The sequence below is a fragment of the Amycolatopsis keratiniphila genome, from assembly GCF_000400635.2.
Lineage (GTDB): Bacteria > Actinomycetota > Actinomycetes > Mycobacteriales > Pseudonocardiaceae > Amycolatopsis > Amycolatopsis keratiniphila.
This window is the reverse complement of the sequence record NC_021252.1, coordinates 4,381,470-4,394,920: the sequence shown is the minus strand read 5'-3', so window position 1 is coordinate 4,394,920 and position 13,451 is coordinate 4,381,470. Positions and strand designations below refer to the sequence as shown.

Here is a 13,451-nt window from a genome sequence, read left to right as displayed (position 1 = left end):
AGTGGCGATGTGGGAGTTGATCGGTGCCGGCGCTTTCGGCTTCGTGCTCGGCTGGAACCTGTACTTCGTCAACAGGTACCGGACCGGCGAGATCGGCTTGTCCGATCTCGCCGCGCTGCTCGGCGCCGTCGGCGGTGGGGCGGTACTCGCCCTGTTCCCGGCCGGGAGCCGGCTGTTCGGTGCTTACGGTGTCGGCCTCGCGGCGGGTTTCTTCGCCTATCTGGTGGTGCTGCTGATCATGGTGGCCCGCTCTGACGACTTCGGCGTCGAGTGGTTCCTGGACGGACGTCGCCGGAAACCCGCGGACGAGGAGCACATCCCCGCCGAGACCCGTGCCTCCGGCGCGCCGATGTCCCGTGAGGACACCCGGTTGCCGAGTTGACCGACCATGCCGCCTACTGCGCGAGAAGATCGGCGATCGCCCAGTCCTGAGCGGCCACCCCGACGGACTTGAAGACCGTACGGCCGCCTGACTTCACGACTCCTTCGGCCAGCGCGGATCCCAACTCGATGAGGTCGTCCTCGGTGATGGCTCCCGACGCGAGGGCGTGGATGATCTCACCGGATTCCTCGAGGATCGCCTCTCGTGCGTCGATGACGACGGTCGCGTCGGCGAGCAGGTCGTCCGGGAGTTCCCGCATGGTGGGGCGGTACGCGCCGATGGCGTTGACGTGGGCGTGTTCGGCCAGCGATTCGAGGGAGAACAGGGGCATGGTGGACGTCGTCGCGCAACAGACGATGTCCACGTCGCGAACGGCCTCATCGGGATCGGTGAGGACGACGGCGCCGATCCCCAACTCCGCGCCGAGTGTCTTCGCGAGCGCTTCGGCGCGTTCGCGTCCGCGGCTGACGATCCTGAGTTCGGTCAACGGCCGGACGGCGTGCACGGCACGGACCTGGTCGGCCGCCTGCCCGCCCGCGCCGACGAGGGTGCAGGTCTTCGCGTCCGGCGGGGCCAGCAAGTCGGTCGCGACGCCGGTGGCGGCGCCGGTGCGGATGCGGGTCACCTCGATGGCGTCGGCGACGAGCTGACGGCCGTGGCCGAGCTCGCTCCGGACGACCGTACCGACGATGGCCGGGTCGCGGTCGAAATCGAGGCTCAAGGTCTTGATCATCGCCGACGCGGTCGGGCGGTGGTGCGCCGACATCACGAGGAATCCGCCGTCGCGCAGCACGGTTCGCGTCGGCATTTCGAATTCACCGCGGTGCAGGGCGAGAAACCCGTTACGTACCGCGGCGATCGCGGCGGGCATGGACACGGCGGACCGGATCTCGTCCGGGCCCAGGGTCACGACGTCCACGATCCTCCCCACTCGAATCAACTCACCGGTAACTCCGCCACCGCGAACCTACTAGCGGGCATCGTCGAGAGGCTAGCCCGCACCGGATGGCTTTCGCGTCAGTGAGCGGTCTCCCGATGCCGCCCGTACGGCTTGGCGTCCAGCAACGTGACGTGGACCGCCCCGCCGCTCGGCACGCGATATTCCCGCCGGTCACCCGGTTTCGCGCCGTGCAGGGCGCGGCCGAGCGGGGAATCGGGGGAGTAGACCTCGAGTTCGCCGTGTCCGGCCTCGTCGCGGGTACCGAGCAGGAAGGTCTCGGTGTCGCCGTCGTCGTACCGGACGGTGAGCACCATGCCGGGCTCGGCGATCCCGTCGTCGGGCGGATCCTGTCCGACGACGGCACCGCGCAGCATGTCCTCGATCTGCCGGATCCGGGCCTGCCGATGGGTTTTGTGCGCGATTTCGTCGTCGCCGTACCGGTCGTCGGTGCCGGGGCGTCGCAACGTCGCGAGCTCCCGCACCAGCCGAGCGTGCGCTTCCTTGGTCAGCCAAGGGCCTGACATGGTGATGATCGCCTTTCGGTGGGTACGTCTGTGGGGGCCGGGCGCGGAAAGGACCCAGCCCCCACAGACCTTCGATGAGTCCCGCTTCGGTCAGCGGGTCTCGGGTTCACGAGACCGCCGCTGGAAGGCACCCGCGTCGGTGGCGAATCCGATCGCGGCCTTCAGCAGCAGGTCCTTCTCTGCGCGCAGCAGCGCGTTCTCGGCGCGGAGCCGGTCCACTTCGGACTGTTCTTCGGCCGGTGTTCCGTTGTCCGGGGCCATCAGCGGAGGGGGTCGAAGGGACGCAGGGCCTCCGGCTGTTTGCCGGTGGTGATGTGCTCGGCCAGCAGGCGTCCGGTGATCGGGCCGTGGGTCAGTCCCCACATCCCGTGTCCGCCCGCGACGTAGAGCCCGGGTGTGCTCGTCGCGCCGATGACGTGCCGCCCGTCGGTGGTGACGGGACGGGAACCGACCCATTCGTCGGTGCGCCGCTCCCAGTCCAGTCCGGTGAGGAAAGGCCGCGCCGAGGCGATGATCGCGGCGATCCTGGCCGGATCCAGCCGCGCGTCCGGTTTCCGGAACTCCATCGTCCCGGCCACGCGGAGCCCTTCGCGGTACGGCGTGCACGCCACGCGGATGTCCGGCAGGTAGAGCGGTCCGGGCACCGGTTCGTCGGTCGGCACGGTGAAGGAGTAGCCGCGTCCGGCCCGGACTGGGACCTTGACGCCCCGCTTCCGGCCAAGACCTCCGAGCCAGGCCCCGGTCGCCAGCACGACCGCGTTGGCGTTCACGGTCTGTCCGGACTTCGAGCGGACGCTCAGCGCGTGACGGTACGCGCGCAGGGATGCGACCTCGAACTTGTGGCGGATCGTGCCGCCCCGGCTCACCACCGATCGCGCCAGCGACTCGACGAACCGGCCCGGGTCCACGTAGCGCTGCCCGTCGATCCGGACGCCCGCGCCGAGCCTGGCCGTGGCCTGGGGAAACCGTTCGGCGAGGTCGGCCGCGGTGAGGCGGGTGCAGGAGATGCCTTGGCCTGCTTGCTCGATCCGCCGCAGTTCGCCGATCAGCCCGGCGGCCTGGTCGGCGGTCTCGAACGCCGCCGTGATCGGCGCTTCGATGGTCGGCGCGTCCACCCCGTTCGCGGTGAGGACGTCGAAGGCTTCCAGGCATTCGTCGTTCAGCGGTGCGTTCGCCTCGACCGCGCGGGTCCAGGAGCGACCGGTGCAGTTCGCGGCGAACCGGGCGAGGAACGACCACAGCCGCGGATCGGGCGACGGCGGAACGTGCAGCGGGGCCTGGCGGTCCAGCAGCGTCCGCAGCCCGTAGCGCAGTACGCCGGGTTCGTTGAGCGGGATCGAGAGCCCGGGCGAGAGCCAGCCCGCGTTGCCCCACGACGCGCCCGCCGCGATGCCCGCGCGGTCGACCACCGTGACACTGACGCCGCGTTCCTGCAGGAACCACGCGGTCGACAGGCCGACCACGCCGGCCCCGATCACGATCGCCGAACGCGGGCCGCCGTCGATCCGGTCGAGATCGCCCATGAATTCCTCCGCTACGAGTGGTGCTGTCGCGGTCAGGATGGCTCGAATCCGGGCGGTGTCGATTGTCCGGATCGGACAACCTGGGCGGATCGTTTTGGCCGGAACGGTCAAGGGGCGGGTTCGGACACGGCCAGTTCGATGATCATTGCCAGCCGTTTCGCGGGCTGGTCGAGGCGCAGTTCGGTCACTTCGGCCATCTTCCGGAGCCGGTAGCGGATCGTGTTGGGGTGCACGTTCAGCCGCTCGGCCGCCTCCGCGAGATCCCCCTGCGCTTCGAGCCAGGCGCGCAGTGTCGCGACGTAGCTGGTGGCGTTCGCGTTGTCGTGCCGCCGCAACTCGGTGATCGGGCCGCGGGCGGGCGCCCGGCCGGACGCGGCGGCCGCCCGCAGCCGTTGCACCAGGATGTCGTCCCAGGCCTCGTCGTAGGCGATCGCGGATTTCGTGCCGGGACGCACGCTGTGCAGCGCGAGACACTCATCGGCTTCCAGTCTGCTGGCGGGCAGCTCCGCCGACCCCGCACCGGCCCCGATGCCGGCCAGCATCGTCACCTGCCGGGGCAGCGCCTCGCGGATCGAGGCGACCCACGCCCTGGCCGCCTCGACGTCGTCCCCGGGCAGGACGGTGTAGACGGTGTTGCTGAACAGCGTGCTGCGGCCCGGACGTGACCAGCCGAAACCGGTGGTCGCCCGCTCGAACGCGAGCAGCAGCGCGGCGTGGCGCTCGTCGCCGATATGGGCCTGCAGCGCGATCACCCGGAACCGCCCTGGCGGAAGCCCCAGCCTGCTGAGCACGGCCGCCGCGTCCGGTGTTCCCTCGACCAGCCGGATCACCAGATCGGATTCGACCTGCCGCTCCAGATCCGCGCTCGCCCGTGAACGCAGCAGATGCAGGCCGACCGTGCGCGAGCTGTCCCGCAGGACCGCGCGCCGGGCGTCGGACAGCGGCCGGTCGCATTCCACCCAGATCGAGCCCAGCAGCTCGCGGCCCGCGCGGACCGCGACGACCATGCGCCCGGTGAGCCCGTGTTCGGGATCGGCCTCGACGAACAGCGGCTCGTCGGATTCGGCGAGGTGCCGGAACACGCCCCGCCGTTCGAACAGCTCGCGGACCGGCTCCGGGACGAGCCTGCCGAGGATCGTTTCCAGCCGTGCCCGGTCGGCCAGGTGCTGGCGGCTGGAGTAGGCGAGGACCCGGGACAGCCGGTCTTCGATGGTCACCGCGCTGCCGAGCGCGTCCGCCAGGCTGTCGGCGAGCGCGAACAGGTCGGTCGGCCCCCGGCCGGACTCGGTCTCGCGTCCCTCCAGCACGAGGCCGTAGACCACGCCGGCGAGCTGGCCCCAGGACACGTCCGGGTCCACCAGCAGCACGGCGACGCCGCCGCGTTCCGCCCGTTCGGCGGCCTCGGGATCCGGCGACGAGCCACGGACCAGGACGACCGAGGCCTGTGCCGCCGCGGCCAGGTCGACGGCCGCCGCGACCGAGTCCGCGCCGACGGCGAGGTACACGTCCCCGCGCAGGTCACGGGGATCGGCGGCGTCGTGCATGACCACGTCGCGCAAGGCCACCTCGCGCGACACCGGGCAGTACCACAACCGCGCCCCGTACCCACCGAGGACGTTCACGAGCCGATCCAGCGTCACCATGGCCGCGACCCTGCCATCAAATGGTGCCGGGCACCGCGCGATCACCCGTTGACTGTGACTTTAAGGACCTTTTACACTGCGATCGTTAGGAAACTTACTTAACTAAGCGACTCCGGCTGACAGTCGCCGCCCACCGCCGGTACTCGCCGACTCCGCAACGTCGAGGAGTTCGCATGAAACGGAGAACACCCCTGGCCGGTGTCGCGGTGGCGACCCTGGCCTTGCTGGGGCAGACATTGATTTCTTCGGGTTCCACCGCGCAGGCGGAATCCCTGCTGTCGGCGGGCAAACCGACCACCACGTCGTCGGTCGAGGGCGCCGAGTTCGGCGGGGCCAACGCCGTCGACGGCAACACCACGACCCGATGGGCGAGCGAGGAGATGGTCGATCCGCAGTGGATCGCCGTCGACCTCGGCGGCACCGCGACCGTCACCAAGGTCAGGCTGAACTGGGAAGTCGCCTACGCCAAGACCTACAAGATCCAGGGCTCGGCCGACGGCCGGACCTGGACCGACATCAAGTCGATCGTCGGCGGCGACGGCGGCATCGACGAGCACCTCGGCCTCAACGCCTCCGCCCGGCACATCCGCATCCACGGCACGGCCCGCGGTACGACCTACGGCTATTCGCTGTGGGAGCTGGAGGTCTACGGCGACCGCGTCGGCGGCGGCGACACGCAGGCGCCGACGGTGCCCACCGGTCTCGCCTCGACGGCCACCACTGCCGACAGCGTGACCCTCAATTGGACCGCGTCCACCGACAATGTCGGGGTCACCGAGTACGAGGTGCTCCGTGACGGGAACGTCGTCGGAACCACCGCGACGACCTCCTACACCGACAGCGGGCTGGCGTCCGGAGTGGAGTTCGGCTACTCCGTGCGGGCACGGGACGCGGCGGGCAACGTCTCCGCGGCGAGCGCGGTCGTCAGGGCCGCGACGCAGCCCGGCGGCACCGGCCCGGTCACCCTCGCGCTCGCGGGTGACATCGCCAACCCGGAGCTCTTCTCCACCCATCAGGGGACGGCGAACCAGGTCGCCAGGATCAACCCGCAGTACGTGCTCACCGTGGGCGACAACCAGTATCACAAGGGCACGATCTCCGAGTACCGCGCGCATTACGACAAGACGTGGGGCAAGTTCAAGAGCATCACCAAACCTACGACGGGCAACCACGAATGGGACGACCAGCTCAGGGGGTACAAGGAGTACTTCGGTGCGATCGCGTACCCGCAGGGCCTGCCGTACTACAGCTACGACATCGGTGACTTCCACTTCGTCGCGATGGACTCGAACCCGATCTACACCGGCGGCGGTTCCGAGCAGGTGACCTGGCTGCGCAACGACCTGGCGAAGAACACGAAGTCCTGTGTCATCGGGTACTGGCACCACCCCCGCTTCAACTCGGGGAATTCCGGTGACAAGAAGCAGATGGCCCCGCTGTGGAACGAGCTGGCCAGGGTCAAGGCGGACCTGGTGATCACGGGGCACGACCACCATTACGAGCGGACGAAGCCGCTGGACGTCAACGGCCACATCGACGAGGCCAACGGGGTGCGCTCGGTCATCGCCGGTATCGGTGGCGACTACCTCTACACGGACTACAAGGCCCGCGAAGGGGTGGAAAAGATCCTCGCCAAGCACGGCGTCATGAAGCTGATGCTGAACGGGAAGTCCTACTCCTGGGAGATCCACGACACCAACGGGAACGTGCTCGACAAGGCGGGTCCGTACACCTGCCGCTGACGGATGGGGCCCGGTGCCGCGTACGGCACCGGGCCCGGTCCGTGTTCCACCACGACGTAGGCCCAACCAGGAGTAACAGGTGAATCGAATGGTGAAGCCGGGCACCGCCGCGATCGCGGCGATCGTCCTGCTCGCTCAGCCCGTGATCGCTTCCAGCGCCACGGCCGTACCGGTGGAATCACTGCTGTCGGTCAACAAACGGACCACGACCTCCACCGTCGAGAACGAGGGTTTCAGCGGCGCTCTCGCCGTCGACGGCGATTCGACGACCCGGTGGGCGAGTCTGGAGGGCGATCCACAGTGGATCGCGGTCGATCTCGGCGGCCCGGCGGACATCAGCCGGATCAAGATCTTCTGGGAATCGGCGCATGCGAAGGACTACCAGGTCCAGGCGTCCGACGACGGCCAGAACTGGCGGGACGTGAAGACCGTGGCAGGTAGCGACGGCGGCCTGGACGAGTTCACCGGGCTAAACACCTCCGCCCGGCACGTCCGGATCCTCGGCACGGCACGGGCGACCGTTTACGGATACTCGCTGTGGGAGCTGGAGGTCTACGGCGTCCGGACCGGCGACGGCGACATCCAGCCGCCGTCGGTGCCGACCGGGCTCCGGCAGGCGTCGTCCACCACCGAGACCATCACGCTCGGCTGGGATCCGGCGAGCGACAACGTCGGGGTCGTCGAATACGAGATCCTGCGCAACGGCAACGTCATCGGCAGGTCCGCGACGACGTCCTACACCGACACGTCGCTGGCGTCGGGCTTCGACTTCCAGTACGCGGTGAGGGCGCGGGACGCGGCAGGGAATCTTTCCGGGTCGACCGCGCCGGTGAAGGCGGCCACCAGGCCGACACCGTCCGACGGCATCGTCATCGCGCTCGCCGGCGACATCGCCAAGCCGGAACTGCCGTCCGAACACCAGCAGACGGCGGAGCTCGTCGCCAGGATCAACCCGCGGTACGTGCTCACCGTGGGCGACAACCAGTACGTCGACGGCACCATCGAAGAGTTCCGGACCTACTACGACAAGACCTGGGGCAGGTTCAAGAAGATCACCAAACCCACCCCGGGCAACCACGAGTGGAACAACGAGCTGGCGGGGTACAAGCAGTACTTCGGGAAGATCGCGACGCCGAAGGGGAAGCCGTACTACAGCTTCGACGTCGGTGACTTCCACTTCGTCGCGCTCGATTCGGACCCGGTGTACAACGGCGGCGGCGCCGAGCAGGTGGCGTGGCTGCGCAAGGACCTCGCGAAGACCAAGAAGTCCTGTGTCGCGGGCTACTGGCACCACCCGCGCTTCAATTCGGGGAACTCCGGTGACGCGAAGAGCGTGGCGCCGTTGTGGAACGAGCTGGCCAGGGCGAAGGCGGACGTCGTGTTCGCCGGGCACGACCACCATTACGAGCGGACGAAGCCGCTGGACGTCAACGGTCACGTCGACGAGGCCAACGGGGTGCGTTCGGTCATCGCCGGTATCGGTGGCGACAGCCTGTACCTCGATTACAAAGCCCGTGAAGGCGTCGAGAAGATCCTGGGTAAGCACGGGGTGATGAAGCTGGTCCTCAAGGGGAAGACCTATTCCTGGGAAATCATCGGCACCAACGGCGAACTGCTCGACAAAGCAGGCCCGTACCGCTGCCGGTGACGGGAAGGAGACGGGTGAAGCTTCCGGTGAAGTTCGTGGTGGCGCTGGCGGGCGTCGCCGCCCTCGTCGCCGCCTCGGTGGTGTACGTGGTGCAGGCCAAGGCGAACAGCCCCGAGCGGCAGGCGGCCGACGCGACGGTCGCGGTGGACACTTCGGGGCAGATCGTGCTGGGAGAGCAGGGAAGACTGCTGTTCCGCAACGGTGCGCCGGGGCCGGGCTACGGCAACGTGGCCTCGGTCCCCGTCTCCGATCCCGGCGGGCCGCGGCGGATCAGCTCGCTCACCTGCGAACGGTTCTACACCGCGGCCGCGGGCGGCCTGTGCCTGGCGAAGGAGTCGACGCCGATGGCGGGCGCGGTCGCCCGGTTCGTCGATCCCGCGCTCGGCGAGGTCAAACGGGTCGATGTGCCAGGGATCCCCAACCGCGCGAAGCTCTCACCCGGTGGCCGGATGGGCAGCTGGACCACGTTCGTCACCGGTGACTCCTACTCGACGCCCGGCACCTTCTCGACGCGTACGGCGATCATGGATCGCGAGTTGAACGAGCTGTCGAGCAACATCGAGGGCATCCCGCTGCGGATCGGGGACGTGTCTCATCGTGGCGAGGACGTCAACTACTGGGGCGTCACGTTCGCCGCGGACGAGCGGACGTTCTACGCCACGGTCGCCACCGGCGGGCGGACCTATCTGGTGCAGGGCGACAACGCCGCGTGGAACGCCCGCACGCTGCGGGAGAACGCGGAATGTCCTTCACTATCGCCGGACGGGAAGAAGCTCGCGTTCAAGAAGAGGGTGGCGGAGGGCGACGTCAACCCGTGGCGGGAACACGTGCTGGACCTGGCCACGATGCGCGAAACCCCGCTCGCCGAGACGCGCAGTGTGGACGACCAGGTGGTGTGGCTCGACAACGACACGATCGGGTACAGCCTGCCGCGCGGGGACGGGAAGGAAAGCGACATCTGGGCCGTGCCCGCGGACGGAAGCGGGGCGGCGCGGCTGCTGGTTCCGTTCGCTTCATCGCCGTCGGTCACGGGTGCTTCCCGGTAGGCAGGTGACGCGAGGCTCAGCCGAGGTGGAGGGCGGTACCGAGGCTCTCCGCCCGGGCCTGCGCGGAGACCGCCGCGTACAGCGCGACGTCGAGGACTCCCATACCGAACGGGTTCAGCACCACATACGGCGACGCGACCCCGTCCACGCGATGCCGTCCCGTCAGGATCCCGCCCAACGTGCCGTCGAGGGGGCGTGCCGTCCCGGCGGAATCGGGGTGCCCGAACAGGCCTTCCGCCATCAGGCGGCCTAGCGGCCGGCGCGGGTTGCCGGCCACCAGGTCCACGTCGTCGACGTACACCGCCGCCGCGTCGCGGAACGCCGCGTCCGTCAGGTCGCCGAGGGAGACGTTGATCAGCAACGCCCCCGGCGAGGCCCAGTCCGGCTCGACGTAGCCTGCGTCCATTGTGGTCGTGAATACGGCGACCTCGGCCGCGGACACCGCTTCCCGCGCGTTCGAGCAGACCTGCGCCGAGATCCCGGGCAGGGTGGCGGCCAAGGCCGACGCGGCGTCCGGAGACCGGTCGTACAGCGTGACCTTGCGCAGCGAGGGCAGCCGTTCGGCGAGCAGCGCCGCGTGCATCCGGCCCTGCGCGCCGCAACCGACGACGGCCAGGGAAACCGCTCCGCCGTATCCGAGCGCGTCCACCCCCACCGCGCTCACCGCCGCCGTCCGGACCGCGCTCAGCAGACCTGCCTCCATGATCGTGGTGATCCGGGCGGTCTCCGCGTCGAAGCACAGGCCGATCCCGCCCGCGCGTTCCAGCCCGATGGCGGGATTGGACACGCTGGCGTTGATGATCTTCATCCCGTAGGCCGACCGCACCGCGCCCGGCATCCCGATCGACCGGGTGTAGGCACCTCGGGAGTTCTCCCAGCGCAGGTACGCCTCGGCGGGCAGGAGACCGATGCCGCGGTCGTGGTCGGCCAGTGTTTCGCGGACGACGTCGACCGGGTCGAGGGTCGTCAGGCACTTGCGGACCTCTTCACGGGACAGCAGGGTCACCTCGCCCGCACCGGACAGGCCGCTCTCGGCCACGTCGAACCAGCTCACGCCAAGTCCTCCCCACCGCACCATTCGAGCGCGGCCATCGCGCTGTACAGCTTGTTCTCCGCCTGCGCGAAGGCGGCGGAACGCGGCCCGTCGAGCACGTCGGCCGTGACCTCCTCGCCCCGGTGCGCGGGCAGGTCGTGCAGGAACAGCGCGTCCGGACTGGCCCGCCACAGATCCGCGGTCACCTGGAAGGGCGCGAACACCGTGCGCCAGCGGGGGTCCGGTTTGGACGTTCCCGTGGTCTGCCATCGGGTGGTGTAGACGATGTCGACACCACCGGGCAGGTCGAGGACGTCATGTCGCTCCACAATGGACGAACCGTGCCGGGCGGCGTGCTTGCCCGCGCGCTCCAGGACGTCCGGGTCGACGCCGTAGCCCGGCGGAGTGCGAAGATGCAGCTCCGTGCCGGGGAAGCGGCTGAGCGCCAGTGCCAAGGCCGCCACTGTGTTGTTGCCCTCGCCGAGGTACAGCATGCGGATGCCGTCGACGCGGCCGAAGCGCTGGACGATCGTCGTCAGATCCGCCAGCGCCTGGGTCGGGTGCTCGTCGGCGCTCATCGCGTTGACGACGGCCATCCGGTCCTGCGTGGCGATGGCCCGGAGCTCTGCCGGATCGGCCGCCGTGCGGGCCACCAGGAAGTCCAGCATCGACGACAGCACTCGTCCGGTGTCCTCGATGGACTCCCCGGTGTTGGTCTGGAGATCGTTCGGGCCGTAGGCGATGATCCGGGCGCCCAGCCGCAGCGCGCCCGCGGAGAACGCGGTGCGCGTACGGGTGGAGGTCTTCCGGAAGTGGATCCCGACGACCGCTCCGTCCAAAGTGGAATATGTCGCGCGCGGCCGTTCCGCCAGTAGGACGGCTCGGCCGACGATGGCGCGCAGGTCGTCGTCGGTGAGGTCGTCGAGTGAGATGAGGTGACGCAAGGAGAGCTCCTCAGGAAATCGTGGCCAGGGCGCGGGCGGGCACTTCGCCGAAATGACCGAGGACCCACGCGTCGGAGTAGATGGTGTCGAGATAGCGGTTGCCGTCGTCGGGGAAGACGAGCACGCACCGGGATCCCGGCGGGATGCGGTCGCGCAGCTTCGTCAGCGCGGCCACGGTCGCGCCGGAGGAACCGCCCGCGAGGATGGCTTCGCGGGCGACGAGCGTCCGGCAGGCCCGCACGCATTCGAGATCGGTCACGTGCACGACCTCGGCCATCGCGGAGGTGTCGACCAGCGGCGGCCGCCGTCCGGCGCCGTGGCCCGGGATCCGGCGTTCTTCCGTCGGCACGTGGAAGATCGCGCTGCCGGCGGCGTCGACCGCGATCAGCTTCGTGGCCAGCCCTTCGCGCCGGATGTAGTCGGCGCATCCGCGCATCGTGCCGCCGGTGCTGACCGCGCAGAACAGGTAGTCGACGCGGCCGTGGAGCGCGTCGGCTATCTCGCGCATCGTGTGCTCGTGGGCGGCCGGGTTGAGCGGGTTCGCGTACTGATCGGGCCAGAACGCGTCCGGCAGCAGGGCGAGGAGTTCCCGGACGCGGGCGATCCGGGCACCGAGCAGGTCGCCGTCCACCGGGGCGGTCACGACCTCGACCGTGGCGCCGTAGGCCCGCAGCAGTGCGAGGGTCTGCGCGGTCGTGCGGGTGTCGACCACGCACACGAGGTCGAGCCCGAAATAAGCGCACATCTGGGCGAGCCCGACGCCGAGATTGCCCGACGTGGACTCGACGACCACCGATCTTCCCGGTACGAGCCTGCCGGACCGGATCTCGCCATGGAGCATGTTCAGCGCGGTCCGGTCCTTGACGCTGCCGCCGGGGTTGAACTTCTCCAGTTTCGCGAACACCCGGGAGCCCGTCAGTGGCACGACCCGGTCCAGGGCGACCAGCGGTGTGTTCCCGATTGTCGCGAGCACTCCGCCGATCTCAGCCGTGCTCAACGAACACCCGCTCTCTCGTGGCCCCCAGTGGCGGCGCGGCGACGTTCCCGCCGGAGACGACGGCGACCGTAACCCTTCCCGACGGCCCGGCGCGCCCGCTCAGGTGGGCGGCGGTCGCCACCGCACCGCTCGGCTCGGCGACCACGCCGAACCGAGCGGCCAAGAACGCCTGCGCGGTGACGATGCTTTCCTCGTCGACCGTGACGACGTCGTCCACGAGCGTCTTGACGTGCTCCCACGCCAGTTCGCCGAGCACCGGGGCGCGCAGGCCGTCGGCGATCGTCCGGTAGGTCCGCGACACCGGCCAGCGGGTGAGGCGGCCGGTGCGGAACGAGTCGGCCGCGTCGGCGGCGAGTTCGGGCTCGACACCGACGACCCGCGTGCCCGGCGAGTACGCCTTGACCGCGACGGCGACGCCGGCGAGCAGGCCGCCGTTGCAGACCGGGACCAGGACGGTGCCCGCGTTCGGCAGATCTTCGACGATCTCCGCGCCGACCGTGCCGTGGCCGGCGATCACCGCGAAATCGGCCGACGTGATCAGGGTGGCGCCGGTGCGGGTCAGGAGTTCGGCCGTCGCGAATTCCCGTTCGGCCGGTGGCACGACGAGCACTTCGGCGCCGAGTGCGCGGACCGCGTCGACCTTCAACGCGGGCGCCGTTTCGGGTAGTACGACCGTGGCCTTCAGCCCTTGGCGGGCCGCGGCGTAGGCGACCGCGCGGCCGTGGTTGCCAGATGACTGGGCCAGCACGTGGCCCGTCAGCCCGGCGACCGCGTTGAGCGCGCCGCGGACCTTGAACGAGCCGGTCCGCTGCCGGTTCTCCGGTTTGATCCACAGCCCGCCGACCGGCCCGAGCACGGGGGTGCGGCGCACGGAGCACCGGATCCGGTCGGCCGCCCGTGCGACGTCGACGCAGGTCACCAGGCGCGTCATCGGATCACTCCGCCGAACTCCTTCACCCCAGCCGGTCCGAAGTGGACCTCGGCCGATTCAACTGGGGCCGGACCGGTGCGGTCCATGAAGAACCGACC

Annotated in this window: 13 protein-coding genes; 4 read left to right on the top strand and 9 right to left on the bottom strand. The window is 69.6% G+C overall.

The features are described 5' to 3' along the window. Positions 1-7 precede the first annotated feature (7 nt). On the top strand, positions 8-382 hold the full coding sequence (locus AORI_RS61050; protein WP_123798436.1) for a hypothetical protein: 375 nt from the start codon (positions 8-10) through the stop codon (positions 380-382). A gap of 13 nt (positions 383-395) precedes the next feature. On the opposite strand, the gene AORI_RS61045 is transcribed toward AORI_RS61050, so the two are convergent. The 5 genes from AORI_RS61045 to AORI_RS61025 form a co-directional block, all read right to left on the bottom strand. Continuing rightward, a complete protein-coding gene (locus AORI_RS61045) occupies positions 396-1,301 on the bottom strand; it encodes an ornithine cyclodeaminase family protein (protein WP_016334354.1) in 906 nt (301 codons plus the stop codon). A 98-nt stretch (positions 1,302-1,399) separates the two neighbouring features. Continuing rightward, complete coding sequence (locus AORI_RS61040; protein WP_016334353.1) at positions 1,400-1,846, bottom strand: GreA/GreB family elongation factor; 447 nt, start codon at positions 1,844-1,846, stop codon at positions 1,400-1,402. Between the two features lie 90 nt (positions 1,847-1,936). Continuing rightward, on the bottom strand, positions 1,937-2,107 hold the full coding sequence (locus tag AORI_RS83900) for a hypothetical protein (protein WP_016334352.1): 171 nt from the start codon (positions 2,105-2,107) through the stop codon (positions 1,937-1,939). Continuing rightward, a complete protein-coding gene (locus AORI_RS61030) occupies positions 2,107-3,369 on the bottom strand; it encodes an NAD(P)/FAD-dependent oxidoreductase (RefSeq protein WP_016334351.1) in 1,263 nt (420 codons plus the stop codon). The genes AORI_RS83900 and AORI_RS61030 overlap by 1 nt, the downstream gene beginning before the upstream one ends. A gap of 107 nt (positions 3,370-3,476) precedes the next feature. Then, positions 3,477-5,012 (bottom strand): PucR family transcriptional regulator, encoded by a 1,536-nt coding sequence (locus tag AORI_RS61025; RefSeq protein WP_016334350.1) that lies wholly within the window; start codon positions 5,010-5,012, stop codon positions 3,477-3,479. A gap of 173 nt (positions 5,013-5,185) precedes the next feature. On the opposite strand from AORI_RS61025, the gene AORI_RS61020 reads away from it, so the two are divergent. From AORI_RS61020 to AORI_RS61010, 3 genes are all read left to right on the top strand, one after another. Further along, on the top strand, positions 5,186-6,754 hold the full coding sequence (locus AORI_RS61020; RefSeq protein ID WP_016334349.1) for a discoidin domain-containing protein: 1,569 nt from the start codon (positions 5,186-5,188) through the stop codon (positions 6,752-6,754). 88 nt (positions 6,755-6,842) lie between these two features. Next, positions 6,843-8,402: a discoidin domain-containing protein gene (locus AORI_RS61015; RefSeq protein ID WP_016334348.1), complete on the top strand. Its 1,560-nt coding sequence runs from the start codon at positions 6,843-6,845 to the stop codon at positions 8,400-8,402. Positions 8,403-8,416: 14 nt separating this feature from the next. Continuing rightward, entirely contained in the window at positions 8,417-9,448 is a 1,032-nt protein-coding gene (locus AORI_RS61010; RefSeq protein ID WP_016334347.1) for a TolB-like translocation protein, read from the top strand. 16 nt (positions 9,449-9,464) lie between these two features. Here the strand turns inward: AORI_RS61010 and AORI_RS61005 are convergent, their stop codons facing one another. Genes AORI_RS61005 through AORI_RS60990 form a run of 4 tightly spaced genes read right to left on the bottom strand, consistent with a single transcriptional unit; the run spans position 9,465 to position 13,353 of the window. Further along, the gene (locus tag AORI_RS61005) at positions 9,465-10,502 is read right to left on the bottom strand and encodes an ornithine cyclodeaminase family protein (protein ID WP_016334346.1); all 1,038 of its coding nucleotides are present in this window, start codon (positions 10,500-10,502) and stop codon (positions 9,465-9,467) included. Beyond that, on the bottom strand, positions 10,499-11,425 hold the full coding sequence (locus tag AORI_RS61000) for an ornithine carbamoyltransferase (RefSeq protein ID WP_016334345.1): 927 nt from the start codon (positions 11,423-11,425) through the stop codon (positions 10,499-10,501). The genes AORI_RS61005 and AORI_RS61000 overlap by 4 nt, the downstream gene beginning before the upstream one ends. A 10-nt stretch (positions 11,426-11,435) precedes the next feature. Next, positions 11,436-12,422: a 2,3-diaminopropionate biosynthesis protein SbnA gene (sbnA, locus tag AORI_RS60995; protein WP_043848122.1), complete on the bottom strand. Its 987-nt coding sequence runs from the start codon at positions 12,420-12,422 to the stop codon at positions 11,436-11,438. Continuing rightward, complete coding sequence (locus tag AORI_RS60990; RefSeq protein ID WP_016334343.1) at positions 12,409-13,353, bottom strand: threonine ammonia-lyase; 945 nt, start codon at positions 13,351-13,353, stop codon at positions 12,409-12,411. Before AORI_RS60990 ends, sbnA begins: the two co-directional genes overlap by 14 nt. Positions 13,354-13,451 lie beyond the last annotated feature (98 nt).